This is a genomic window from Holdemanella biformis DSM 3989 (assembly GCF_000156655.1).
Lineage (GTDB): Bacteria > Bacillota_I > Bacilli_A > Erysipelotrichales > Erysipelotrichaceae > Holdemanella > Holdemanella biformis.
Genome location: NZ_DS996845.1, coordinates 93,376 through 113,928, shown reverse-complemented (window position 1 = coordinate 113,928; position 20,553 = coordinate 93,376). Strand labels below are relative to the sequence as shown.

At 31.4% G+C, this 20,553-nt stretch carries 22 protein-coding genes and 1 other annotated feature; of the genes, 2 read left to right on the top strand and 20 right to left on the bottom strand.

Annotation, left to right across the window (positions count from 1 at the left end):
- Positions 1-28: 28 nt before the first annotated feature.
- Together EUBIFOR_RS08990 and EUBIFOR_RS08985 are read left to right on the top strand one after the other, a co-directional pair.
- The gene (locus EUBIFOR_RS08990; RefSeq protein ID WP_003865715.1) at positions 29-616 is read left to right on the top strand and encodes a DUF4230 domain-containing protein; all 588 of its coding nucleotides are present in this window, start codon (positions 29-31) and stop codon (positions 614-616) included.
- Between the two features lie 2 nt (positions 617-618).
- A complete protein-coding gene (locus EUBIFOR_RS08985) occupies positions 619-1,263 on the top strand; it encodes a GTP pyrophosphokinase (RefSeq protein ID WP_003865714.1) in 645 nt (214 codons plus the stop codon).
- An 8-nt stretch (positions 1,264-1,271) separates the two neighbouring features.
- Here the strand turns inward: EUBIFOR_RS08985 and EUBIFOR_RS08980 are convergent, their stop codons facing one another.
- The 20 genes from EUBIFOR_RS08980 to EUBIFOR_RS08885 form a co-directional block, all read right to left on the bottom strand.
- On the bottom strand, positions 1,272-2,465 hold the full coding sequence (locus EUBIFOR_RS08980; RefSeq protein WP_003865713.1) for a YkvI family membrane protein: 1,194 nt from the start codon (positions 2,463-2,465) through the stop codon (positions 1,272-1,274).
- A 60-nt stretch (positions 2,466-2,525) separates the two neighbouring features.
- Positions 2,526-2,766: a binding site (T-box leader), on the bottom strand.
- Between the two features lie 82 nt (positions 2,767-2,848).
- Positions 2,849-3,913, bottom strand: a complete 1,065-nt coding sequence (locus tag EUBIFOR_RS08975; protein ID WP_003865712.1) for a CDP-glycerol glycerophosphotransferase family protein — start codon at positions 3,911-3,913, stop codon at positions 2,849-2,851.
- A 1-nt stretch (position 3,914) separates the two neighbouring features.
- Positions 3,915-5,120: a CDP-glycerol glycerophosphotransferase family protein gene (locus EUBIFOR_RS08970; RefSeq protein WP_003865711.1), complete on the bottom strand. Its 1,206-nt coding sequence runs from the start codon at positions 5,118-5,120 to the stop codon at positions 3,915-3,917.
- 16 nt (positions 5,121-5,136) lie between these two features.
- Positions 5,137-7,374, bottom strand: coding sequence for a CDP-glycerol:glycerophosphate glycerophosphotransferase (locus EUBIFOR_RS08965; RefSeq protein WP_003865710.1), 2,238 nt, complete (start codon positions 7,372-7,374; stop codon positions 5,137-5,139).
- Between the two features lies 1 nt (position 7,375).
- Positions 7,376-7,762: a glycerol-3-phosphate cytidylyltransferase gene (tagD, locus tag EUBIFOR_RS08960; RefSeq protein ID WP_040466417.1), complete on the bottom strand. Its 387-nt coding sequence runs from the start codon at positions 7,760-7,762 to the stop codon at positions 7,376-7,378.
- A 79-nt stretch (positions 7,763-7,841) separates the two neighbouring features.
- The gene (locus EUBIFOR_RS08955; protein WP_003865708.1) at positions 7,842-8,660 is read right to left on the bottom strand and encodes an ABC transporter ATP-binding protein; all 819 of its coding nucleotides are present in this window, start codon (positions 8,658-8,660) and stop codon (positions 7,842-7,844) included.
- 10 nt (positions 8,661-8,670) lie between these two features.
- Positions 8,671-9,501, bottom strand: a complete 831-nt coding sequence (locus EUBIFOR_RS08950) for an ABC transporter permease (protein WP_003865707.1) — start codon at positions 9,499-9,501, stop codon at positions 8,671-8,673.
- Between the two features lie 143 nt (positions 9,502-9,644).
- On the bottom strand, positions 9,645-9,986 hold the full coding sequence (rpoE, locus tag EUBIFOR_RS08945) for a DNA-directed RNA polymerase subunit delta (protein WP_003865706.1): 342 nt from the start codon (positions 9,984-9,986) through the stop codon (positions 9,645-9,647).
- Positions 9,987-10,011: 25 nt separating this feature from the next.
- Positions 10,012-11,646, bottom strand: a complete 1,635-nt coding sequence (gene argS, locus EUBIFOR_RS08940; RefSeq protein ID WP_003865705.1) for an arginine--tRNA ligase — start codon at positions 11,644-11,646, stop codon at positions 10,012-10,014.
- Positions 11,633-12,019 (bottom strand): DUF1934 family protein, encoded by a 387-nt coding sequence (locus EUBIFOR_RS08935; RefSeq protein WP_003865704.1) that lies wholly within the window; start codon positions 12,017-12,019, stop codon positions 11,633-11,635. Before EUBIFOR_RS08935 ends, argS begins: the two co-directional genes overlap by 14 nt.
- Before the next feature lie 168 nt (positions 12,020-12,187).
- Positions 12,188-13,387, bottom strand: a complete 1,200-nt coding sequence (locus tag EUBIFOR_RS08930) for an HD domain-containing protein (RefSeq protein ID WP_003865703.1) — start codon at positions 13,385-13,387, stop codon at positions 12,188-12,190.
- Complete coding sequence (locus EUBIFOR_RS08925) at positions 13,354-13,773, bottom strand: (deoxy)nucleoside triphosphate pyrophosphohydrolase (protein ID WP_003865702.1); 420 nt, start codon at positions 13,771-13,773, stop codon at positions 13,354-13,356. Before EUBIFOR_RS08925 ends, EUBIFOR_RS08930 begins: the two co-directional genes overlap by 34 nt.
- Positions 13,760-14,029 carry an RNA-binding S4 domain-containing protein gene (locus tag EUBIFOR_RS08920; protein WP_003865701.1) on the bottom strand — a complete coding sequence of 90 codons (270 nt, stop codon included), beginning with the start codon at positions 14,027-14,029 and terminating at the stop codon, positions 13,760-13,762. The genes EUBIFOR_RS08925 and EUBIFOR_RS08920 overlap by 14 nt, the downstream gene beginning before the upstream one ends.
- Positions 14,029-17,424, bottom strand: coding sequence for a transcription-repair coupling factor (gene mfd / locus EUBIFOR_RS08915; protein ID WP_003865700.1), 3,396 nt, complete (start codon positions 17,422-17,424; stop codon positions 14,029-14,031). Before mfd ends, EUBIFOR_RS08920 begins: the two co-directional genes overlap by 1 nt.
- Before the next feature lie 3 nt (positions 17,425-17,427).
- Entirely contained in the window at positions 17,428-17,988 is a 561-nt protein-coding gene (pth, locus tag EUBIFOR_RS08910; protein WP_003865699.1) for an aminoacyl-tRNA hydrolase, read from the bottom strand.
- A gap of 36 nt (positions 17,989-18,024) precedes the next feature.
- Positions 18,025-18,651, bottom strand: a complete 627-nt coding sequence (locus EUBIFOR_RS08905; protein ID WP_003865698.1) for a Jag family protein — start codon at positions 18,649-18,651, stop codon at positions 18,025-18,027.
- Between the two features lie 9 nt (positions 18,652-18,660).
- On the bottom strand, positions 18,661-19,653 hold the full coding sequence (locus tag EUBIFOR_RS08900) for a YidC/Oxa1 family membrane protein insertase (RefSeq protein ID WP_003865697.1): 993 nt from the start codon (positions 19,651-19,653) through the stop codon (positions 18,661-18,663).
- A gap of 11 nt (positions 19,654-19,664) precedes the next feature.
- Positions 19,665-20,006, bottom strand: coding sequence for a ribonuclease P protein component (gene rnpA / locus EUBIFOR_RS08895; RefSeq protein WP_003865696.1), 342 nt, complete (start codon positions 20,004-20,006; stop codon positions 19,665-19,667).
- Between the two features lie 44 nt (positions 20,007-20,050).
- Complete coding sequence (gene rpmH / locus EUBIFOR_RS08890) at positions 20,051-20,185, bottom strand: 50S ribosomal protein L34 (protein ID WP_003865695.1); 135 nt, start codon at positions 20,183-20,185, stop codon at positions 20,051-20,053.
- A 99-nt stretch (positions 20,186-20,284) separates the two neighbouring features.
- The coding region (locus EUBIFOR_RS08885; RefSeq protein WP_003865694.1) for a peptidoglycan bridge formation glycyltransferase FemA/FemB family protein at positions 20,285-20,553 on the bottom strand (269 nt) is incomplete at its 5' end.

Below are 20,553 nucleotides of genomic sequence, written 5' to 3'. Positions count from 1 at the left end.
TGTTACAATTTTAAAAAGGAGGTCACTTATGAAAAACTTTAAAAAAATTTTATTCATTCTTATATGTATCTTAATTGCCTTTATTGGTGGTATGTTCTTTATGAATAAACAAACAGAACCAGAAATCACATCTACATTAATTCAGAATCGAATTGAACAGGCGAGTGATTTAGTAACCACAAAATATCATTATACGAAAGTAGGAAAATTCGAAAATTCATTAAATCTCAATGGATGGTCTATCCCTTTGACAAACAAATACTTCATACTAACATTTGAAGGGGAAATTCAATTAGGTACAGATTTATCTAAGGCAAATGTAGAGATCAACGACTCAACGATTCATGTGACTGTCGATAAACCTGCTGTTATTTCGAATTCAATTGATGAATCAAGCATTGAAGTCTATGATGAAACAAAAAATATTTTTAACCCAATTAGTGTGAGTGACTATAAAGCTTTTGCGCTCGAACAAAAAGATAAGGCTTTATCTGAGGCAAAAGAAAAAGGATTAATGAAAACGGCTCAAGAAAACACAAAGAAAAGTATTAAAGAAATTGTTTCCATTATTCCTGACACGGATGAGTATACAATTGAAGTCACATTTAAGGAGTAATTATGCCAAATATCAAATTAGTCGATGCATTCACAGATTTTGTAGAAGAAAGTACGCTTCCATATCGTCAAATGATGACCTACTACAATTGTGCATTAATGGAAGTGGAAACTAAATTTAAAGTACTTAACGAACAATTCTCCCTATTCTATGATCGCAATCCCATTGAGTCCATTCATACGCGTATTAAATCGCAATCCAGCATTCTTAAAAAACTTCAAAAAAAGAATCTTGCTTTAACCATCCCAAACATTGAAAACAATCTGTTCGATATTGCAGGTGTTCGTGTGGTATGTTCATTCACTGAAGATATTTATTCTTTGGCCAACTCTTTTCTTAACCAAGATGATGTTCGCTTGATTGAAAAAAAGGATTACATTCAAAATCCAAAAGAAAATGGGTATCGAAGTCTTCATTTAATTGTAGAAATTCCTATCTTTTTATCAGATGAGAAAAAATGGGTCAAGGTAGAGGTACAATTTAGAACCATTGCGATGGATTTCTGGGCAAGTCTAGAACACAAAATTCGCTATAAGAAGAACTTATCAAAAGAACGCTTAAATGAAATTGATAAAGAATTATTAGAATGCGCTAAAATTTGTAAGACACTGGATGAAAAAATGGAAGAAATAAAGACGGGAAATTAATTTCCCGTCTAATTTTCTTCATATACTTCTTCAAAAGATACTTTTGCGTCTTGTGCATTTTCTTTCATGAATTTACGATTTTTACAGAATCCAACTGTTAATAATGGAACAATGATAATTGCGATTCCTAAATATCCACAATATCCATAGCCATACTTAACAACATTTGTTAGTCCGACAAAAGAAATTCCCATAGAAACGACCATGATGAATGCTGAAACTAAAGCCCTTCGAACTGGTACATTTTCTACATTTTGAAGGAACTTCACATTTTCGAAACGATTCACAAAGCCAAAGATGACGCAGACTGCACTTGAAATCAAGCATAAAAATAATACCAATCCATATAGTGCCACAAGCCAGTTTGCTCCAAATGATTTTAATGTTGTCAACGTTGGTAAAGTTGTTCCGTTCGGCTGTGTTAGATAATAGTGTTGCCAACAAAGTAACATTAATACGGCAAGTCCTAATCCTAACATATTCAATGTGAATGTTAATGCCATTGAACGATCACAATCTTGTTTTGTTTTTAATACACTTGTTCCACAAACTAGGATAGCAGGTACTGTAACCCATTGAAAAGCTGAATAAGTAACACCGTTCCAAACTGCTTTTGGAAGTTGACTCCATCCATGTACTGAAAAATCAACGCGCATAACATCTAATAAGTTATGTCCATCTAATAAGCCAACTGTATAAATAGATACAGCTAATACTAAAATGACAATTCCCATATATGTACTTGCTCTACGAATTAAGTCGACTCCAAAAATTGTTAAGAATAATACAACAAGGCCAATCACAAATGTTCCTAGATAGTAATTCAATCCAAAGTATTGTGTTAATGCACTGGCTGCTCCAGAAATACATGATGCGACAACCATTAAAACCATGATATTAAAGAATAATTCAAATAACAGTTCTACCTTATCAAATGGATGATATAAACATTCAAATAATTCTTTATACGTTTTTAATCCTCGTGAATTCATCATAATTTGACCTTCACGAATTGTCATTGCTAAAAGTAACATCGCAACCGCAACACCAACAATAGCTGGCCAACCTAAACTAACAAACCATGTGTTTTCCTGATTTCCTGTTGCAAATCCTCCGCCTGCATGAGCCGCAAATGCAGTTGTTGCCACTGAAAATGCTGCCATCCAGGAACGATTTAATTTTGTGTTTTCATTTCTCTTCATTCTCAAATTCTCCTTTTCTGCAACAAAAAACCTTCCGTCTCTTGTTGCCTGATAAACAACTTCAGAGACGAAAGGTAATATTTTTATTCTTCCGCGGTACCACTCTAATTCATTCTAACGAATGCCCTCATCGATGCAATCACATCTAGTCTTTATATCGTAAGACTCACGTCTATAACTACATTATCGCTATAGCCACTCCATGGTGATTTTCATTCTCTAGCTTTACGATATTTTCCACCAAACAATATCTCTCTTGGCTAAAACTTAGTGAATTACTCTTCCATATCAATGTGTTGTCTGTATAATACTACGATTTACATTTTGTTTCAATATTAAATTGAAATTTTTTTCATATATTTGTAAATGAAAAGAAAGAGGCCCTATGCCTCTTCCATAATCTGATTGATTGTATCAACGACTCGACTTGTATTTCTTCCATCTGTATATACCATGTACTTCATTTGAAAATAAGATAATTTGTCATAATCATAATCTTCAAATTTCAATGCTTCCATCAATTGATTTTCATCCGTACATACTGGGCCTGGAAAATCGTTAAAATCAATATTCAATCCTATATCTTGTTTATATTCATCAATATCTGGAATATAGCTAATCATTGGTTTATTTAATAAAGAATAATCAAATATCACACTCGAATAATCGGATATTAAACAATCACTCACCTGCATCAGTGTATATAAATCTTCTTTATTCATATTGATTCCACCTTTGCACTGAATGTCTCCAAGTAATGGATGAAACTTATATAGGACAATATAATCTTTAATTTTTGTGAAATCAAAAGACTGGATTTTAAAGCCATCAATGATATTTCCTCTAAAAGTAGGTGCGTATAAACATAATTTTTTATCCTTTAATTCAGGATATTTCAAATAGAATTCATCTTTTCCATTCAAATTTAACAATGTATCAATTCTAGGCATTCCCGTCACCAAAACTTGATTTTTTTCTACATTAAACGCTTGAGAATAAGGATCTTTCCAATATTCCGCATTACATAAAACATAATCATAGTTTTGTACAGGATATTGCCTTTTAATTTGATTTCCAAATTTCTTAACGGCACCACACGCATGCCATATTTGTAGTACCTTAACATTCTTAGGTTTCATATGACTAATCACATAATTATTATCATTTAAAATCACTAGACTTGATTTTTTGATTTCAACAAGTTGTTTTAAACAATTCAAAAAGTATTTAAAATCACCCCATAAATTCTTTTCGAACATCAATAAAATATAATGAATGTCATATTTATTCTCATGACGTAATTGTTTATCAATTAATTTAAAATCAGACGATAATTCACTTTGAGTTAAACTAATAAAAGTAATATGGTTCTTCTTTGGACGAATATAAAAAGTTAAAATATCTACAATCTTTAAAGCAATATTTAAGATTATCTTACTTAATCCCATTTTAGTGCACCGCCTTATATAGAATATCTACAACTCTTTTAGATGCCTTTCCATCTTCATGATTATTAAAATATTGATTAAATTCATTTAATTTCGAATAATCATACACTTCATTTTTAATAGCTTTCAACATGGTTTCTTCATCCATATAAATTTCACCAGGAATATCCTTATGAATATCTAAATAGAAACCTCTTAAATCTGTGGCATATTCTTTTAAATCATACATATAGAAATAAATAGGTCGTTTCAATATCGCATAATCAAAGAAAACGCTCGAATAATCTGTAATTAAAATGTCGCTAATCACATATAACTCATTAATTTCTGCTTGTGCAGGTATAGAATATAAGAATCCGTCTAATTCTGGATCATCTTTAAATGTGTTAATAATTAAATAATGAGGTTTAAATACAACAATTGTATCTTCGCCTAAAATTTCTTTCCATTTTCTAAAGTTTGCCTTCAATTCAAAAGTATATCCTGCAGAAACATAAGAATTATCTCTCCATGTAGGTGCATATAACACAATCTTTTTATCCATTGGCAAATGATACTTATTTTTTATTGCATCACATTCTTCTTTTGTGGCATTTGAAATAAAATCATTTCTAGGATAACCTGTTTCAATCAATCTTTCTCTATTGATTTTAAAAGACGTTTGAAAAACACGCGTACAAAACGCATTCGGACTAATCATATAATTATATCTTGCGACATCTACATCATAAGAATGGCACATCTGTTCATAACTAACTCCAGATCGATAGAACGTTGTATCTTCACTTACATCAATATCGTGAGCTAATCGTTTTAACGGGGTTCCGTGCCATGTTTGTAGATAAACCTGATTTTCCTTTTTAAAGATATATGTAGGTAATTTGCAGTTCACTACCCATAATTTTGCCTTGGACAAATAATAGAAATAAGGAATGCTGAAATACTCCTTTATTTCAGCTCCTTCAATATGAATATTCTTTTCTTTATGATTTTTTATAAACCAAATAAAACGGTATCCAACAAATCGTGGATCTTGTCTCATTTGTTCATAAATAGCTTTAGGATTATCCGAATAGCCACGGCCATGAAAAGATATAAATATGACAAGCTTATCATCTACTTTAAATAGACGATATGTTAATTTATAGGCCAAGCGAATACACTTTCCCGCAAACTTTTTAATAGGTCTTAAAAGCTTAATTAACATGGCTATCCTCCTTCTTTTATTTAAATACTTCCTCTACAATATGCTTTGACGCATTTCCATCATCATAACAACAGAAACGCTTGTAGAATTCTTCATAACGTTCTTTATATTCTTCATTGATTTGATCAATATTTAAAATCGCATTCACAACTTCTTCACTTGTATATAATAGTGGGCCTGGAACCTCAGTATTCATATCAATATAGAATCCTCGTAATTGATTTTTATATTTTTCAATATCATATGTATAGAAAAGGACTGGTCGTTTTAAATTCGCAAAATCAAAGAATACACTTGAGTAATCCGTGATACAAATATCACTAATCAAATAAATCTCACTAATATCATCATATTTACTTAAATTATAAACAAAACCTTCAAGTCCTGTTGTATCAATGTTATCTGCAATATAATGGTGCGTTCTTAATAAAACAACATATTCATCTGATAATTTTTCCATCATTAACTTCAAATCTAAGGCCAATGTAAATTTATATTCACCTTTTCCATAATGTTCATCATCACGCCATGTTGGTGCATATAAAATCGTTTTCTTATCTTCTGGAATACCTAGTTTTTTTCTTAAGTCTTTCGCAATTTGATCTTTGTTTGGCCAATATAAAATATCATTTCTTGGATATCCATATTCAAGCATTTTACCCTCATACATAAAACAACTTCTAAATGTTTTCGTACTAAACGGATTGGCACTTACTAAATAATCCCATTCTTGTCTTTGGCGATAGAATTGCTGCTTATATTTTGGAGATGCTGAAGTTACTTCTTCTTGATCGAACACAAGACGTTTTAATGGTGTACCATGCCAAGTTTCAACAAATACTTGGCCTTCTCTTTTGCGATACCACAATGGTTGTCTAACATTAAATACAAAATATTTACTAACAGCTAAATAATACGCATATTTAAAAGAGAAACGCTTTACAACTTCTGCTCCATAAGGAACTTCATGCCCATCATTCAATGCCCATACACATTTATATTTGCCTGGATAATTCTTGGCAATATATTCATATATATATTTAGGGCTGTCTGAGTAATTTTTAGCCATAAATGTTTCAAATAAAATTGTGTTTTCTTGAATTGGTTTCTTAGAATAAACATGATAGTAAGCAAGTTTAAATAAAACATTCTTATTTTTAAAGATTCTAAAAAACTTTTTAATTCCTAATTTTCTTCGAACACAACTTTGAACACCTTTCAAGTCACGATTTTGTAGATAAGCTACCATTTTTCTAGAATTACGCTTATAGCGATTCATAACTTCTGGACGAATACCATCCATTGTTTTTGCCATTCGTTCAAAGTATTCTGTACGCCACAAATCATCTTGACTACGACGAATCTTCTTTGCCATTTGAGAAACAAAATACGATACAATTTTACGATCTAAGCAGAAACGTACAACCCCTTCTTCTTTTAAAAGTGTACGTGTATATTCAACTGCATCGCATCTTTCATTAAAACGATTTTCATTCTCTTCCTGACTCAATGCTGGTTCATTAATAGGATCATTATGCTTACGTTTCACATAGATTGCTTCTTCTACTTGTAAAGCGGAAGTCAATTTTTCTAATAATGGACACATGAATGTCATATCACAATAATATCTAAAGTTCTCATTAAATTTTAAGTTATTGCGAACAACAAAATCACGATTATACAAATTACCTAACACTGTAAATGTACGGATTCCTTTTCGGTTATCCATTGTATAAAAAATAGCTTTAGCTTGTTGCTCATCTTTTTCATATGACGAAAACGAAATAAAATCAGAAAGTCTATTCAAACGTTGTTGTTCTCTTTCTTCTTGATCCTCTTCATCCACTTCTTTATTTTCAATTTTATGAAGATAATTCGCTTTATTATTCCAAGTGTGATTGATCATACCATAAACCATATCCACATCATGATCTATCGCCTTGATCATATTTTGTAGAGTATCTTCCAAAACATAATCGTCACTATCCAAAAAGTAAAGATAGGCACCTTTAGCTTCTTGAATTCCAACATTTCGACAAGCCGCTACACCTGTTACTCCTTCAGGTAATGCGTATACTTTCATGTCAAAAACAGAATTATATTGTTCTAATAAATCATCAATATCTTCAGTTGGATGATCTAAAACGACAATTAATTCAAAATCTTTAAATGTGCTTTGTGCTAAATTTTGTAGACATTCTTTAAAATAATGTTTGTACTTAAAAAAAGGAAGGATAATACTGATAGTACGCATATTAACCCTTCAATTCCTCTTTTAATTGTGTTGTACTAATACCTTCTGTTCTTGGTAAATAAACAACTTCACAATAATCTTTTAAGAAATCAAATTTTCCCTTCCAATCATCGCCCATAACAAACACATCTACATTATATTTTTTTACATCTTCAATTTTTTGTTCCCAACTTGTTTCTGGAATAACCTTGTCTACATATTTAATCGCTTCTACAATCTTCATACGATCTGTGTCTTTAATTTTACACACTTTATTTTTACCCAAATTAAACTCATCACTACTTACCGCAACAATCAAATAATCCCCTAATTCTTTTGCACGGCGTAATAAATTTAAATGACCTACATGAAATAAATCAAAAGTTCCATATGTTATTACTGTTTTCATGAGTATAAACCTCCCTATATAAACACTGTAATTGTAAACTATTTTTGACAAATTGAAAAGGAGTCCATAAACTCCTTTATTAACCAAATAATTTTGCGATACCCTTTTTTTCTTTTTTAGGAAGCAAACGCTTTTCAAATTTTTCATCTAAGAATTTTTTCTTTTCCTTTTTGCTCATCGCCTCTAATTTGTCTACATAAACAGAATAATCATCACACACTTTATTAATGTCACCCATTTCAACAAGCTGACCACCTTCAATCCACATTCCCGTCTTGCAAAATTCGCGAACTTGACTTAATGAGTGAGAAATAAAGAAGATTGTTTTTCCTTCTTCATCTCTGAGTTTCATCATACGCTTCATGCATTTTTTCGCAAAACCTTTATCTCCAACACTTAATGCTTCATCGACAATAAAAATATCTGGATTTAATGCAAGTGAGATGGAAAATCCTAAACGAGATTTCATACCTGATGAATATTTTTTTACAGGCTGATATAAGAAATCTCCTAACTCTGCAAAATCAATAACATCATTTGTGATTTCTTGAATTCTCTTTTTTCTAAGCCCCATCAATGCGCCTTTGACGTTAATATTTTCAAGTCCTGTCAATTGTTGATTCAACCCTGTATTAATGGCAATCAATGCTTGTTCTCCATTAATTTTCATGGTTCCACTATTAATTTCAGAAATACCTGATAATAATAAAGATAATGTAGATTTACCAGATCCATTAGTTCCAAGAATTCCAACCACATCGCCTTTTTTTATTTTAAAAGAAACGTCTTTTAATGCATAGAATTCTTTCTTATCTGTTTTATATTGATTGTTTTTATTTCTTAAAGTATAGATTTTCGAAATATTTTCGACTTCAACAGCATATTCTTCTTTAGACATAAAAACCTCCTTAAATCATATCGATAAATTTCTTTTTGAAGGTGTACATCAAATAGCATCCTAACGCAAAAATCAAGAAAACCAGACACCAGAAATAAAGTGTAATAGCAGGATGATCAAATACGTTTCTTCCATAGAAAACGGCATCTCTATATCCTTGAATAATATAATAGATTGGATTTACCTTCACAAGTTTATTTAAAATACTTGCGAATGGAACATCTGCTTTAAAATGACAATCCCATAAAATAGGCGAGAAATACATCAACATACGCATGATTGAAGAAATAAATTTTTTTACATCACGCCATAACATTGTGAGTACAGATAATACTAGTGAAATAGCTTCTCCAAGCATAAATGCGCAGAACATATAATATAGAATCCAAAGCCAGTTTAGATTTGGATACCATCCGCTTAAAATCAAAGTAACGAATGTGATAATCAACATCACAAAATGATTGAATAGTTCTCTTAAACAAACTGTTGCTGGTAAAACCGACACTGGAAACTTCATTCTTGTGATGACATTGGTTTTTGAAAACACGGCAGAACATCCATCGACAATGCATGGACGAATATACCACCATACACTAAAAGCTACAACAAGCCATGGCAAATATTCGACAGTAATACCTTTGTATGTTTGTGCTTTTCTTCCCCAAGCAATCCCAAAGACTAACCAATATGTGAACACTTGAATAGCTGGAGATGCAAAGTTCCAAAAAATACCAAATTTAGAATCTCGCATATCTGACAACAATTCATATTTTGCGATACAGAAAATACGATAGAAATTTGAACAATTTTCTTTTATAACGTATAAAATGCTTTTAAACATATAAATATCTCCTTAACAACTTCTAGGTTATCATATTTTTTCTAGAAAAAAAATCTGCATGAAGCAGATTTTCTTGCATTCCTTCTCCTTTCCACTTCAATTCTAACAATTCAATGTGAATTTATTGTGAAAAAGGATGCGTTTTATTCGTTTTCTTCTTCCATTTCTTTTTCTACTTCGTCTAATCCATCTTCAACGATTTCTGATTCTTCTTCTTCATCATCCTCGTCAATTGCGATAGAATCTGTATCCATTACACTTTCTGAATACGTGTGACGTGAACGTAAATCCCAAGTATTTTGTGACATATTCAAGAAACGGCCATCTAAAGATAAATCTGTATAAAATTGTGCGATATTATCTTCAAACTGTGTTTGACTAAATCCCATTTCTTGACTTACATCTTTCCAAAGATCAACGAATGGCATAGCACCATCGTTGTTAGTCAATACTTGATAAGCTACTTCAATCATAGACTTTTTCATAATACTATAAAACTCCTCTTAATACTTACATTGATTCAACGGCTTCAACACCAATACATTCTAATGCGTTAGCTAAAACAATTTGAGTTGCCTTTACTAAAGCTAGACGTTGTGAACTTAATTCTAAATTATCACGATCTACAACTTTACATACATTATAGAAACTGTGGAATTTACTAGCTAAATTTTGAATATAGTGACACATTTTATGAACTTGGCGAGATTGTGCTGTTTCTACAATAACCTTATTGAATTCTTGTAAAGATTTCATCAATTCAATTTCTTTTTCATTTGTTAAATCTTCAAATGATGTTGCTAACTCAATATCTTGAGCTTGTTTTTGAATAGAACACATACGAGCATGTGCATATTGTGCATAGTAAACAGGGTTTTCATTTGACTTTTTAGTTGCCAATTCAATATCGAAATCTAAATGTGAATCTAATGCACGTTGTACAAAGAAATAACGAGCTGCATCAACGCCTACTTTATCGCACAACTCATTAATTGTTGTCGCATTTCCTAAACGTTTTGACATCTTCATTTCTTCCCCATTTGATACTAAACGAACCATCTGAATAATATCTACATGTAATTTGTCTGCATCGTTTCCTAAAGCTGTCATACTCGCTTTTAAACGAGGAATATAGCCATGGTGGTCAGCTCCAAAGAAGTCAACCAACATATCAAATCCACGTTGACATTTATCATTATGATAAGCAATATCTGGAACTAAATAAGTTAATGATCCGTCTTGTTTTCTTAAAACACGGTCTTTATCATCTCCAAATTTTGTTGTTTCGAACCATAAAGCACCATCTTTTTCATATACATAGCCCTTTTCATTCAATTCATTGATTGCAGCCTCTACTTTACCTGCATCACGAATACTTTGTTCACTTGACCAAACATCAAAATGTACACGATAACGATCTAAATCTTTTCTAATTTTATCTAATTCAAACTTAATTCCTTCTTTTCTAAAGAATTTCAAATTTTCTTCTGTAGGTTCTAAGTATGTTTCAGGATATTCTTTCGCCAATTCATATCCTTTTTCTTCAACATCCTTACCCATGTAACCGTCTTGACCAATTTCTGTAGGAATCCCTTGTGCTTGACGATAACGAGCATTTAAAGACAATGCCAAGTTTGTGATTTGGTTACCCGCATCATTTACATAATATTCACGAGTTACGTCATATCCCGCTTTTTTCATGATACGTGCACAACTGTCTCCCCAAGCAGCTCCACGAGCATGTCCTAAGTGTAAGGATCCAGTTGGGTTTGCACTTACATATTCTAAATCTACTTTAATTCCATTAGATGGTTGTTGACCGTAATTTTCCTTTTGTGCTAATACATCAGAAATTACTGTACTAAAACGGTCTTTAGATAATGTAAAGTTTAAGAAACCAGGTCCTGCAATTTCAATATTAGAAACCATTTCTAATGAAAATGCATCTAATAAGCTTTGCGCAATCATTCTTGGATTTTGATGTAATTGACGAGTTAACTGCATCGCAACATTACTTGAAAAATCACCATGATCTTTATTTTTTGGTGTTTCAACAACAATGTTTTGCACATCTAAATCTAAATCAAATGCTTTTTTTACTGCAATTTGAATGGCCTGCTTTAATTCAACTTCAATTGACTGCATATGTATCCTCCTTATTTATATATAGTACAAAGTGAAATTTTTGTTCTTCATTCCCCTGTATAAGACTGTATTTTACTTCTATGTGATTTTCGTCCACATCATAATGACTTGTATGACAATCCAAATCTATTTGTCCAAATTCTGTTTCAATATGCCCCTTTGTTTGACTATTTAAACGAAGTGTCAAATTCACAAGAACATCAGATTCACTACGGATTACTAATCCTTTTTTCCATATTCTCCATTCAAATCGATGTGTATCATTACTAAAAGAAACTAGAAGTCCTTCGTTCGCACAAAAATCAATTATAGCCTCTCCTTTGTATAATGTTTGATTTGAAATTTTATCAAATAAATGTACCTGATTTGTCATAGCTAGTGCATAATATCACACTCTGATTTTTTTGCAAGAAAATTTATTAAAAAACACAAGAATTTAATAAAAATATAACAAATTTAATTTAAAATCTATGATTTTTTATATATTTATCCCATTTTTTCACAAGTGAAAACGGTAACACATTGCATGTTACCGTTCATTTTAAAGTATTTCTTTTGGAAAATAAATTCGTTTATTCGTTTGATTTTTCATCTTTAATAATGCCTTGACAATCTGTGAACAACTAGATAAAGACACCAATTCATTTTTAGAATCTAACATCCAAATAATTTGATTTTCATCATTTTCTGTATATGGCAAATACGCCTTAGAATGTGATATTGCTTCATAATAGTAATAATCTAAATCATATCCAGATTCAATAAGTTTCAGTTTGATATCTTGCATTTGTTGATCACTTGGATCTTCGATCCACTCAAACAAATGACGATTTAAAATTCGATTTGCGAAATCCTTTAATATTTCATCTTCGCTTGCTAATGCTTGTTGAAAACCATAGAACATACGGTGTTCATCCATTAAATAAAAATCATTGTTCGATAGTTCTCCATTCATTAATGGTTCAAATACCGAAATATTACGAATCTTTTCATATCGCTTAAAAAATTGTTGAATCATAATTTCATATGATTTTGCATCTGGATGCAAGTAAACCTGCCAATACATATGGTATCTTGCCATAATATAGTCTTCAACACTGTGCATACCACTCATTTTCACACACAACGAATCATTTTTCACTCGCAAAGTTCGCAAAATTCTTTCTAAATCGAAATTACCATAGCTTGTACCGGTTTCATAAGCATCTCTTAAAAGATAATCCATGCGATCCGCATCCAATTGTGAGCTGATCATTTGATGCATCATTGGTTTGGGATGTTTATGCGTTAAAATCAACACAATATTTTGTGGTAGGGATTCATCTTCTTTTACTAAAGCCTTATGAATTTCTGTTTCTGGATCCAAAATCAAATCACAAGTCATTTGTTCGTGATGCTTCTTATGAAGTGTTTCAAAAAAATGTGAAAAAGGACCATGGCCCAAATCATGCAACAATGCAGCACATAAAACTTGAATTTTTTCATATTCACTTAAAGTAGCTGTGATTGAATCCACTTCTTCACACATTCGTCTTGTGATTTCATATACGCCTAGACTATGTGAAAAACGTGAATGCTCTGCCGTATGATAAATTTGAAAATCTCCACCTAATTGATGAATGCGATGCAATCTTTGAAATTCTTTTGCGTTGATGCAATCCCATATCACTTGATATTTCACATGAATATATCCATGCACAGGATCTCTTAATACTTTAGTTTCGTTGGTTTTATCAAACATGGCCATACCTCCTTTAATGCTTCTACAAGCATTTTATCAGATTTAAAGAAGTTATAGTCATATATATGATCTGGAGTTGTCCAAATATATTCTGAATGCACACTTAATTTTTTTGGTTTTTCATTAGAAGTACATGTGAAACAAGTTAAGTGAATTTCATATCCATCTTGATAATCAATACTTGATGATAAATATCTAACATCATAAATATCAATATCACATTCTTCTTTCCATTCACGAATTAATGCCTCTTCTTTTGTTTCATTTCCCTCAACTTTTCCACCAGGAAATTCAAAGAAACCTTGGCTTGAACCATAATTTCTTTGTGCAATCATGACTTTTCCATCAATCACAAGAGCTCCACACACAACATTAAGCTTGTTCATCTTCAATTCTTTCTTCGTGAATGATTTCAAACAACAACTGTGCGTTTTGTTTAGAAACTTGTTTTTGAATATCTAATACACGAATTTCAAGCAGTCTTGCTCCAAAACGAATACGAATCGTATCCCCAATTTTTAATTCCGTGCTTGGTTTTGCCACTCGATCATTGACCCAAATTCGTCCTTGTAAAGCTAGTTCTTTAGCTGCTTCTCTTCTTTTTAAGATTCGTGCTGTTTTTAAATATTTATCTAATCGCATCAAAACTCTCCTTCTAATTTATCAATCACTTGCATCATCAATTCAATATGCTTCTTTAATCGTTTAGAAATCATTATTTTAATTTTTCCACTCTCTAATTTCAAATTGATCTTACGACTAATATCATTGATAGCTCCAAATAGTTTTACCCCATCACAATTCTTTGACCATTCTGCACTCATAGTGATAGTAACAACATCTTCTGTTTCTTTTAATGATTCAACACCTTCTCGATTCACAAAGAAATCCAGTTTTTTCTGTTCAAACAATTGTTTTACTTCATTTGGAATATGTCCAAATAAGTCTTCAACACGCTTTTCATATTCAATCAATTCAGTAAGACTCTCTATTTTTTTGATATGTTGATAAATTTCTAATTTATCCCCATCATTATCCGTAAATTTTTCAGGGATATATCCTGATAATTGCACTTGTGCTACTTTATCATTTTTCTTATCTTCCATTGGCTTGCCTTGTTTTTCTTTAATAGCACTTGCCAACATTTCAAGATATAAATCCAAACCAACATCGTCAATAAATCCTGCTTGTTGAGGACCAAGCATATCTCCAGCTCCACGAATCGTTAAATCTCGCATAGCCACTTTATATCCACTGCCTAAAGATGTAAATTCTTTAATGGCTTTTAATCTTTTATGTGCTTGTTCTGTCAATTCTTTTTGTGGCTGCACCAATAAATAACAATATGCGATTTTTTCTCGACGCCCCACACGACCACGAATCTGATACAATTGTGATAATCCAAAACGATCCGCATCATCAATGATCATTGTATTCGCATTGGCAATATCAAGTCCTGTTTCAATAATTGTCGTACATACTAAAATTTGATATTTCTCTTGTTCAAAATCAATCATAGTTTGTTCAATATCATTTTTTTCCATACGCCCATGCGCTACTGCCACTTTTGCATCTGGAAACATATTCTGAATATTTTTTGCGACAGAATAGATATTTGAAACATGATTGTACAAATAGAATACTTGTCCACCACGTGATAATTCTCTTTGAATAATTTCTTTGACAACACTTTTTCGATTTTCCATCACATATGTTTGAATAGGATGTCGATGTAAAGGAGGAGTATTCAATTGTGAAATTGTACGCACACCAATCAAAGACATCTGTAAAGTTCTTGGAATGGGTGTTGCACTCAAAGATAGAACATCAATCGCATTTTTCATTTCTTTAATTCTTTCTTTATGTTCAACACCAAATCGTTGTTCTTCATCAATGATTAATAAACCCAAATTTTTATATTGGAAAGATTTATTCAACAATTTATGAGTACCAATAATAATATCGACTTGACCGGCTTCTAATTCTTTTTTGATTTGATTGATTTCTTTTGTCGCTACAAAACGATTCACAACACGAATATTTGCTCCCACATTTTCAAATCTTTTAACAAATGTTTGATAGTGCTGCATAGATAAAATAGTTGTCGGACACAATAAAGCTACTTGTTTATTGTTCGAAATCGCCTTAAAGGCAGCTCTCATCGCAACTTCCGTTTTTCCAAATCCAACATCTCCACAAAGTAAATGGTCCATTGGTTTTGGTTTTTCCATTTCTCGTTTGATTTCTTCTGTAGCTCTAATTTGATCTGGCGTTGCCTCATATTCAAAGGCATCCTCAAATTCTTTTTGTAGATCATCATCTTTACTAAACGCAAAACCAATATCTTCATTTCTTTTGGCATATAATTCAACTAAACGTGCTGCAATTTCTTCAACTTTTTTAGAAACTTTTTCTTTTGTTTTTTTCCACTTATTTGAACCTAATTGAGATAGTTTTATGCCCACCCCTTCTTTAGATACATATTTTCTTACAAGCTGAAATTGTGATAATGGTACATATAATTCATCTCCACCATTATATATAACGTGCAAATAATCTAAAGTTTTTCCTTTTATTTTTCGTGTTGTGATTCCAACATATTGGCCAATACCATATTGTTCATGCACAACATAGTCGTTTGGTTCAAGTTCAAGAATATTTTGTAAAATTTGTCCTTGTTTAAATGTTTTCTGATATCTCTTGATTTGACTAGGACGATGAAATAATTCTTGTTGAGTATACACAGAAATATCTTCATACACAAACCCTTCATAAAAATCATCTTCTATAAATATGATATTTTTATGAATCGAATATGCTTTTAAAGCCTCTTCTACCTTTTTAGTATGCTCTTCATCCAATGAAATATAGATGGTATTTCCTTTTAGATTCTCTAAAATTTGAATCAATGGCGGATCTGATTTTTCAAGTGTTTCTATTTTTGAAAAGATTGGATTTTTAAAATCCATGAAATCATGAAACATTTGAATGTTATGTTCTTTTTCAAATGTGAATACATCATGGAACATACTATATTTAGGTAAGTATTGATGGGATTCGACCATTTCTTGTATAAATGAAATTGTTTCTTCATTTAATTTTTTATATCCATTTTCTACTTCTTCCTGACTCGAAAAAATAATATGACCCTTCACATAATCCATGAATTGATTTGCGTTTAAATAACTAAAATAAATGTATAAATGAGGATCTATATCATAATTTTCTAAAGCTATTTTATCTTTTTCAAGATAATCCAATAAAAAATCATAATCATCTTGAATAAGTTTTTCGTGTTGTTTTTCCAATTCAGAGTCAATTTCCTTTTGTAGAAATTCTATCTGATCATCCGTAAATAATAAATCTGTAGCTGGATTGATAAATACAGAATCAATTGTTTCAATGGTTCTTTGTGTTTCTTCATGAAAGATTCGAATGGATTCAATGACTGTATCAAAAAATTCAATACGAATTGGATGGTCATATTCAAGACAATATACATCGACAATACCACCACGACTTGCGTATGTGCATGGACGATCTACATAATTCACTTTAGTATAGCCTGCGCGATTTAATTTTTGTTTCAATTCAGTCATTGTGATTTCTTGATCCACTTCAAATTTGAAACAAAGATTTCTAAATAATTCTTTATCTGGTAAATAACGGAAAAAGGCCGCCGTATTGCATATGATAATACGTGGCTTATCTTCTTTTACTAGCTGAGTAAGTACATAGAGTTGTTCTTGTTTATCTTCTGGACTTGAAGCAATGGCTTGAACTCGTAAAGATTCTTCCATCACAAATAATAATGTATCGTTAATAAGTGGTTTCAATCTTTGATAGAGTTGTTGCGCTTCATAGCGATTCTTTTTAACTACAATCCTTGTTTGTTTATCTTGTATAAACGCACTAGCTAAACACAATGCTTCTTCATTTGGAAGTAAGTTTCCTATATTATTTCCAAATTGAAGCATTTGTTGAACGATAGGATTGTCTTGTAGTTTATTTAATATTGTCTCTTTCAAGAATATCACCTTCTACTTTTTATTATATCTGTTCATTGTATCACTAAAAGAGTGTTTAATTGAAAATTTAGCTGCTTTTGCGGCCTGTTCCAAAGCATGATTTAAATCTTCTTGTTGTTCTTGAGGAAATTTTCCTAATACCCAATCTACAACCGGAATCATTTTATCTTTTCCAATACCAATGCGAATACGATCAAACTCTTGCGTACCAATGTGAGAAATTATACTTTTAATCCCATTATGTCCTCCGGCACTGCCTTTTTGACGCAAACGAAGTTTTCCAACAGGCATATCCATATCATCATATAATACAAGGATATCTTCTGCGGATACTTTATAGAAATCCATGCATTGTCTTAAGGCAATGCCACTATTATTCATATATGTAGTTGGTTTTAATAAAATAATATCTTCTCCATCAATTTTCTTTTTTGAAAAATAAGCCGAAAATTTTTCTTGATTAAAATCCATTTCTAACATTTGTGCTAATTTATCAATTGCCATAAATCCTGCATTATGACGTGTGTTTTCGTATTCTCTACCAATATTTCCTAATCCGATAATAATTTTCATGAAGTCCTCCTTCAAAAAAATAACGGGATAATCCCGTTATTCTTCATCTTTTCCTGGTGTATATAAAATGTGCAAACGACGCCCTTCGCCTTCGCCTTCACTCTTAGTAGAAATATCATTCATCCCTGCTAAAGCATTGTGAATTGCTTTTCTTTCATCGGCTGGCATTGGATCTAATACGGCATCTACTTTTGTACGACGCACATCTTTTGCGACGCGAACTGCCATTTTACAAATTTTTTCGTATCTTTCTTCCTTATAACCATTTACATCGATTAATAGACCGACACGCTTTTTGAATGCCGCACTAACTGCAGCTTTTACTAAACGATTGAATGCTTGTAAAGACTTACCAGCTTTACCAATCATAATCGCATTGTTCTTTGTATTTACAGTAATACGATAGAAACCATGATCATTTTCAATTTCAACAGTTCCATCCAATTCTGCATTATCAAAATATGTTTGAATATAGGATTTAATGAAATCTTCAATATCTTTTTGGCAATATGCTTCAATTTCAATTGTTTTTCCAATTCCTAAAAAACCACTTTTTTCTTCTGTAACTTCATAATGAAGTTCTTCTTTTGCACATCCCTTTGCGTTACATGCAGCATTTAAAGCTTCATCTAAAGTTTTCCCAGTAAATTTTGCAAATTCCATATGTATTACCTACTTTTTGTTCATAACTTGGTGTAGGATCAATGATTGACATACACGAATCACACTTGATACTAACCAATAGAATGACATCGCCATTGGCCACGAAATATACATAATACAAATCATAGCTGTCATGAAGTACATTGACATATTCATGCTGTTAGCCATAGGATTTGTTTCTTCTTGTGCATATTTTTTAACTTTAACGTTATCTTTCTTATCTTGCCATTTCTTTAACCATTGAGGTAATTTCATTGAAACAATATAGAAAATAACCATTAATACATAAATTGCGATATATGCGATATCTAAAGCTTTAAATCCATCAAGTGGTGTGCCCGCTAAAGAAATACCCATAAAGCTTCCACTTACAACACTTACAGAACGCATTGTAGCATAATACATACCCATCATGATTGGTAGCTGAATGAAAGTGATCAACATTGAGCCAAATGGATGAATATCATATTTTTGATAAAGATTTTGCATTTCTTGAGCCATTTGCATTTTAGAACGCTCATCTGTTTTATCTTTATATTTATTTTGAATCTTTTGAATTTCAGGTGAGATTTCCTGCATTCTTTGTGTAGACATTTGTGATTTACGTGTAAATACAAATACAAGCATCTGAATTAACAATGTTGTTAAAATGATACCTACACCGGCATCTGTTTTTGAAGAAATTAAGTTAATAATTTGTGCAATTGGCCAAACAATTAAACCTTCAAACCATCCTTTTGACATAGATTCTTTAAAAGTTGTTGGTTGAATTGTATATTGTCCATCTTTAATATTCTTTTTAATTTCTTTCTTTAATTTCTTATCAGAAATGTCTTTGTAATTGATTTGACTTGCATCAATTGTTGTCTCTTCACTTGCAATAATTTGGTCTGCTAATGTTTTTCCATCTCTACCTCTTGGATTTGCACAAGCCGTACATGTTAATAATACCAACATACATAGAAAGACCAATTTTGCTTTTTTCTGCAAAAATTGTTTCATTTTTTATTCCTCTACTTTTTCAAAAATCTTTTATTTATCCGATTTTGATTTTCTTTCATTTCATTTTTATTTTCTTCAAACGATTTATTCGTGTAGGCAGGTCGAACTATAATAATAACATCATATCCCTCTTCAAAGGTAAATACGTCATCAACGATACTACGAAGTTGTCTTTTAACTTTATTTCGACAAACCGCATTTCCTAATTTTTTGCCAACACTGATTCCGACTCTTGCATGGTCCAATTTTCGTTTTTGAAAATAACATACAAATGACGACGACTTAACAAATTGTCGATTCTGGATGATGGAAGAAAACTCATAGTTTTTTAATACACGAAACTCTTTTTTCATGTTATTTCCCTATCCAGACAAAAAAATCACCTAGCAGGTGATTTCTATGCGGATAAAACCTTTCTGCCTTTCGCTCTTCTTCTAGAAAGAACGTTACGTCCACCAACAGTTGCCATACGAGCACGGAAACCATGAACTTTTTGGTGTTTTCTCTTACTTGGCTGATATGTTCTTTTCATCTTGATTACACCTCTCAGTCTTTTCTTCTTCTAAATTTTCAAATAAGATTGCTCAAACATTATAAACATAAAATAAAATAATTGTCAATAAAATAATTATCACATATGCTTACTTTTCAGTATTTTATATGCTTTTTGTGTTAAACGATACATGAATGGATAAACTGGTATATCAAATTCACCAATAAATTCATTTATTGTTGGATTGAAATTGTCTTTGAATTTTGTTAATCCATCATCTAAAGTTCCTTCTACACCTCCCATGTTACTCCATGAACATCCTCTTTCAAATGCCCATTTAAAGTTTTCAACATATTCTTTGTAAAGCGATCTAAGAACACTCGTGACTTTAGTCATGAGATGAATTG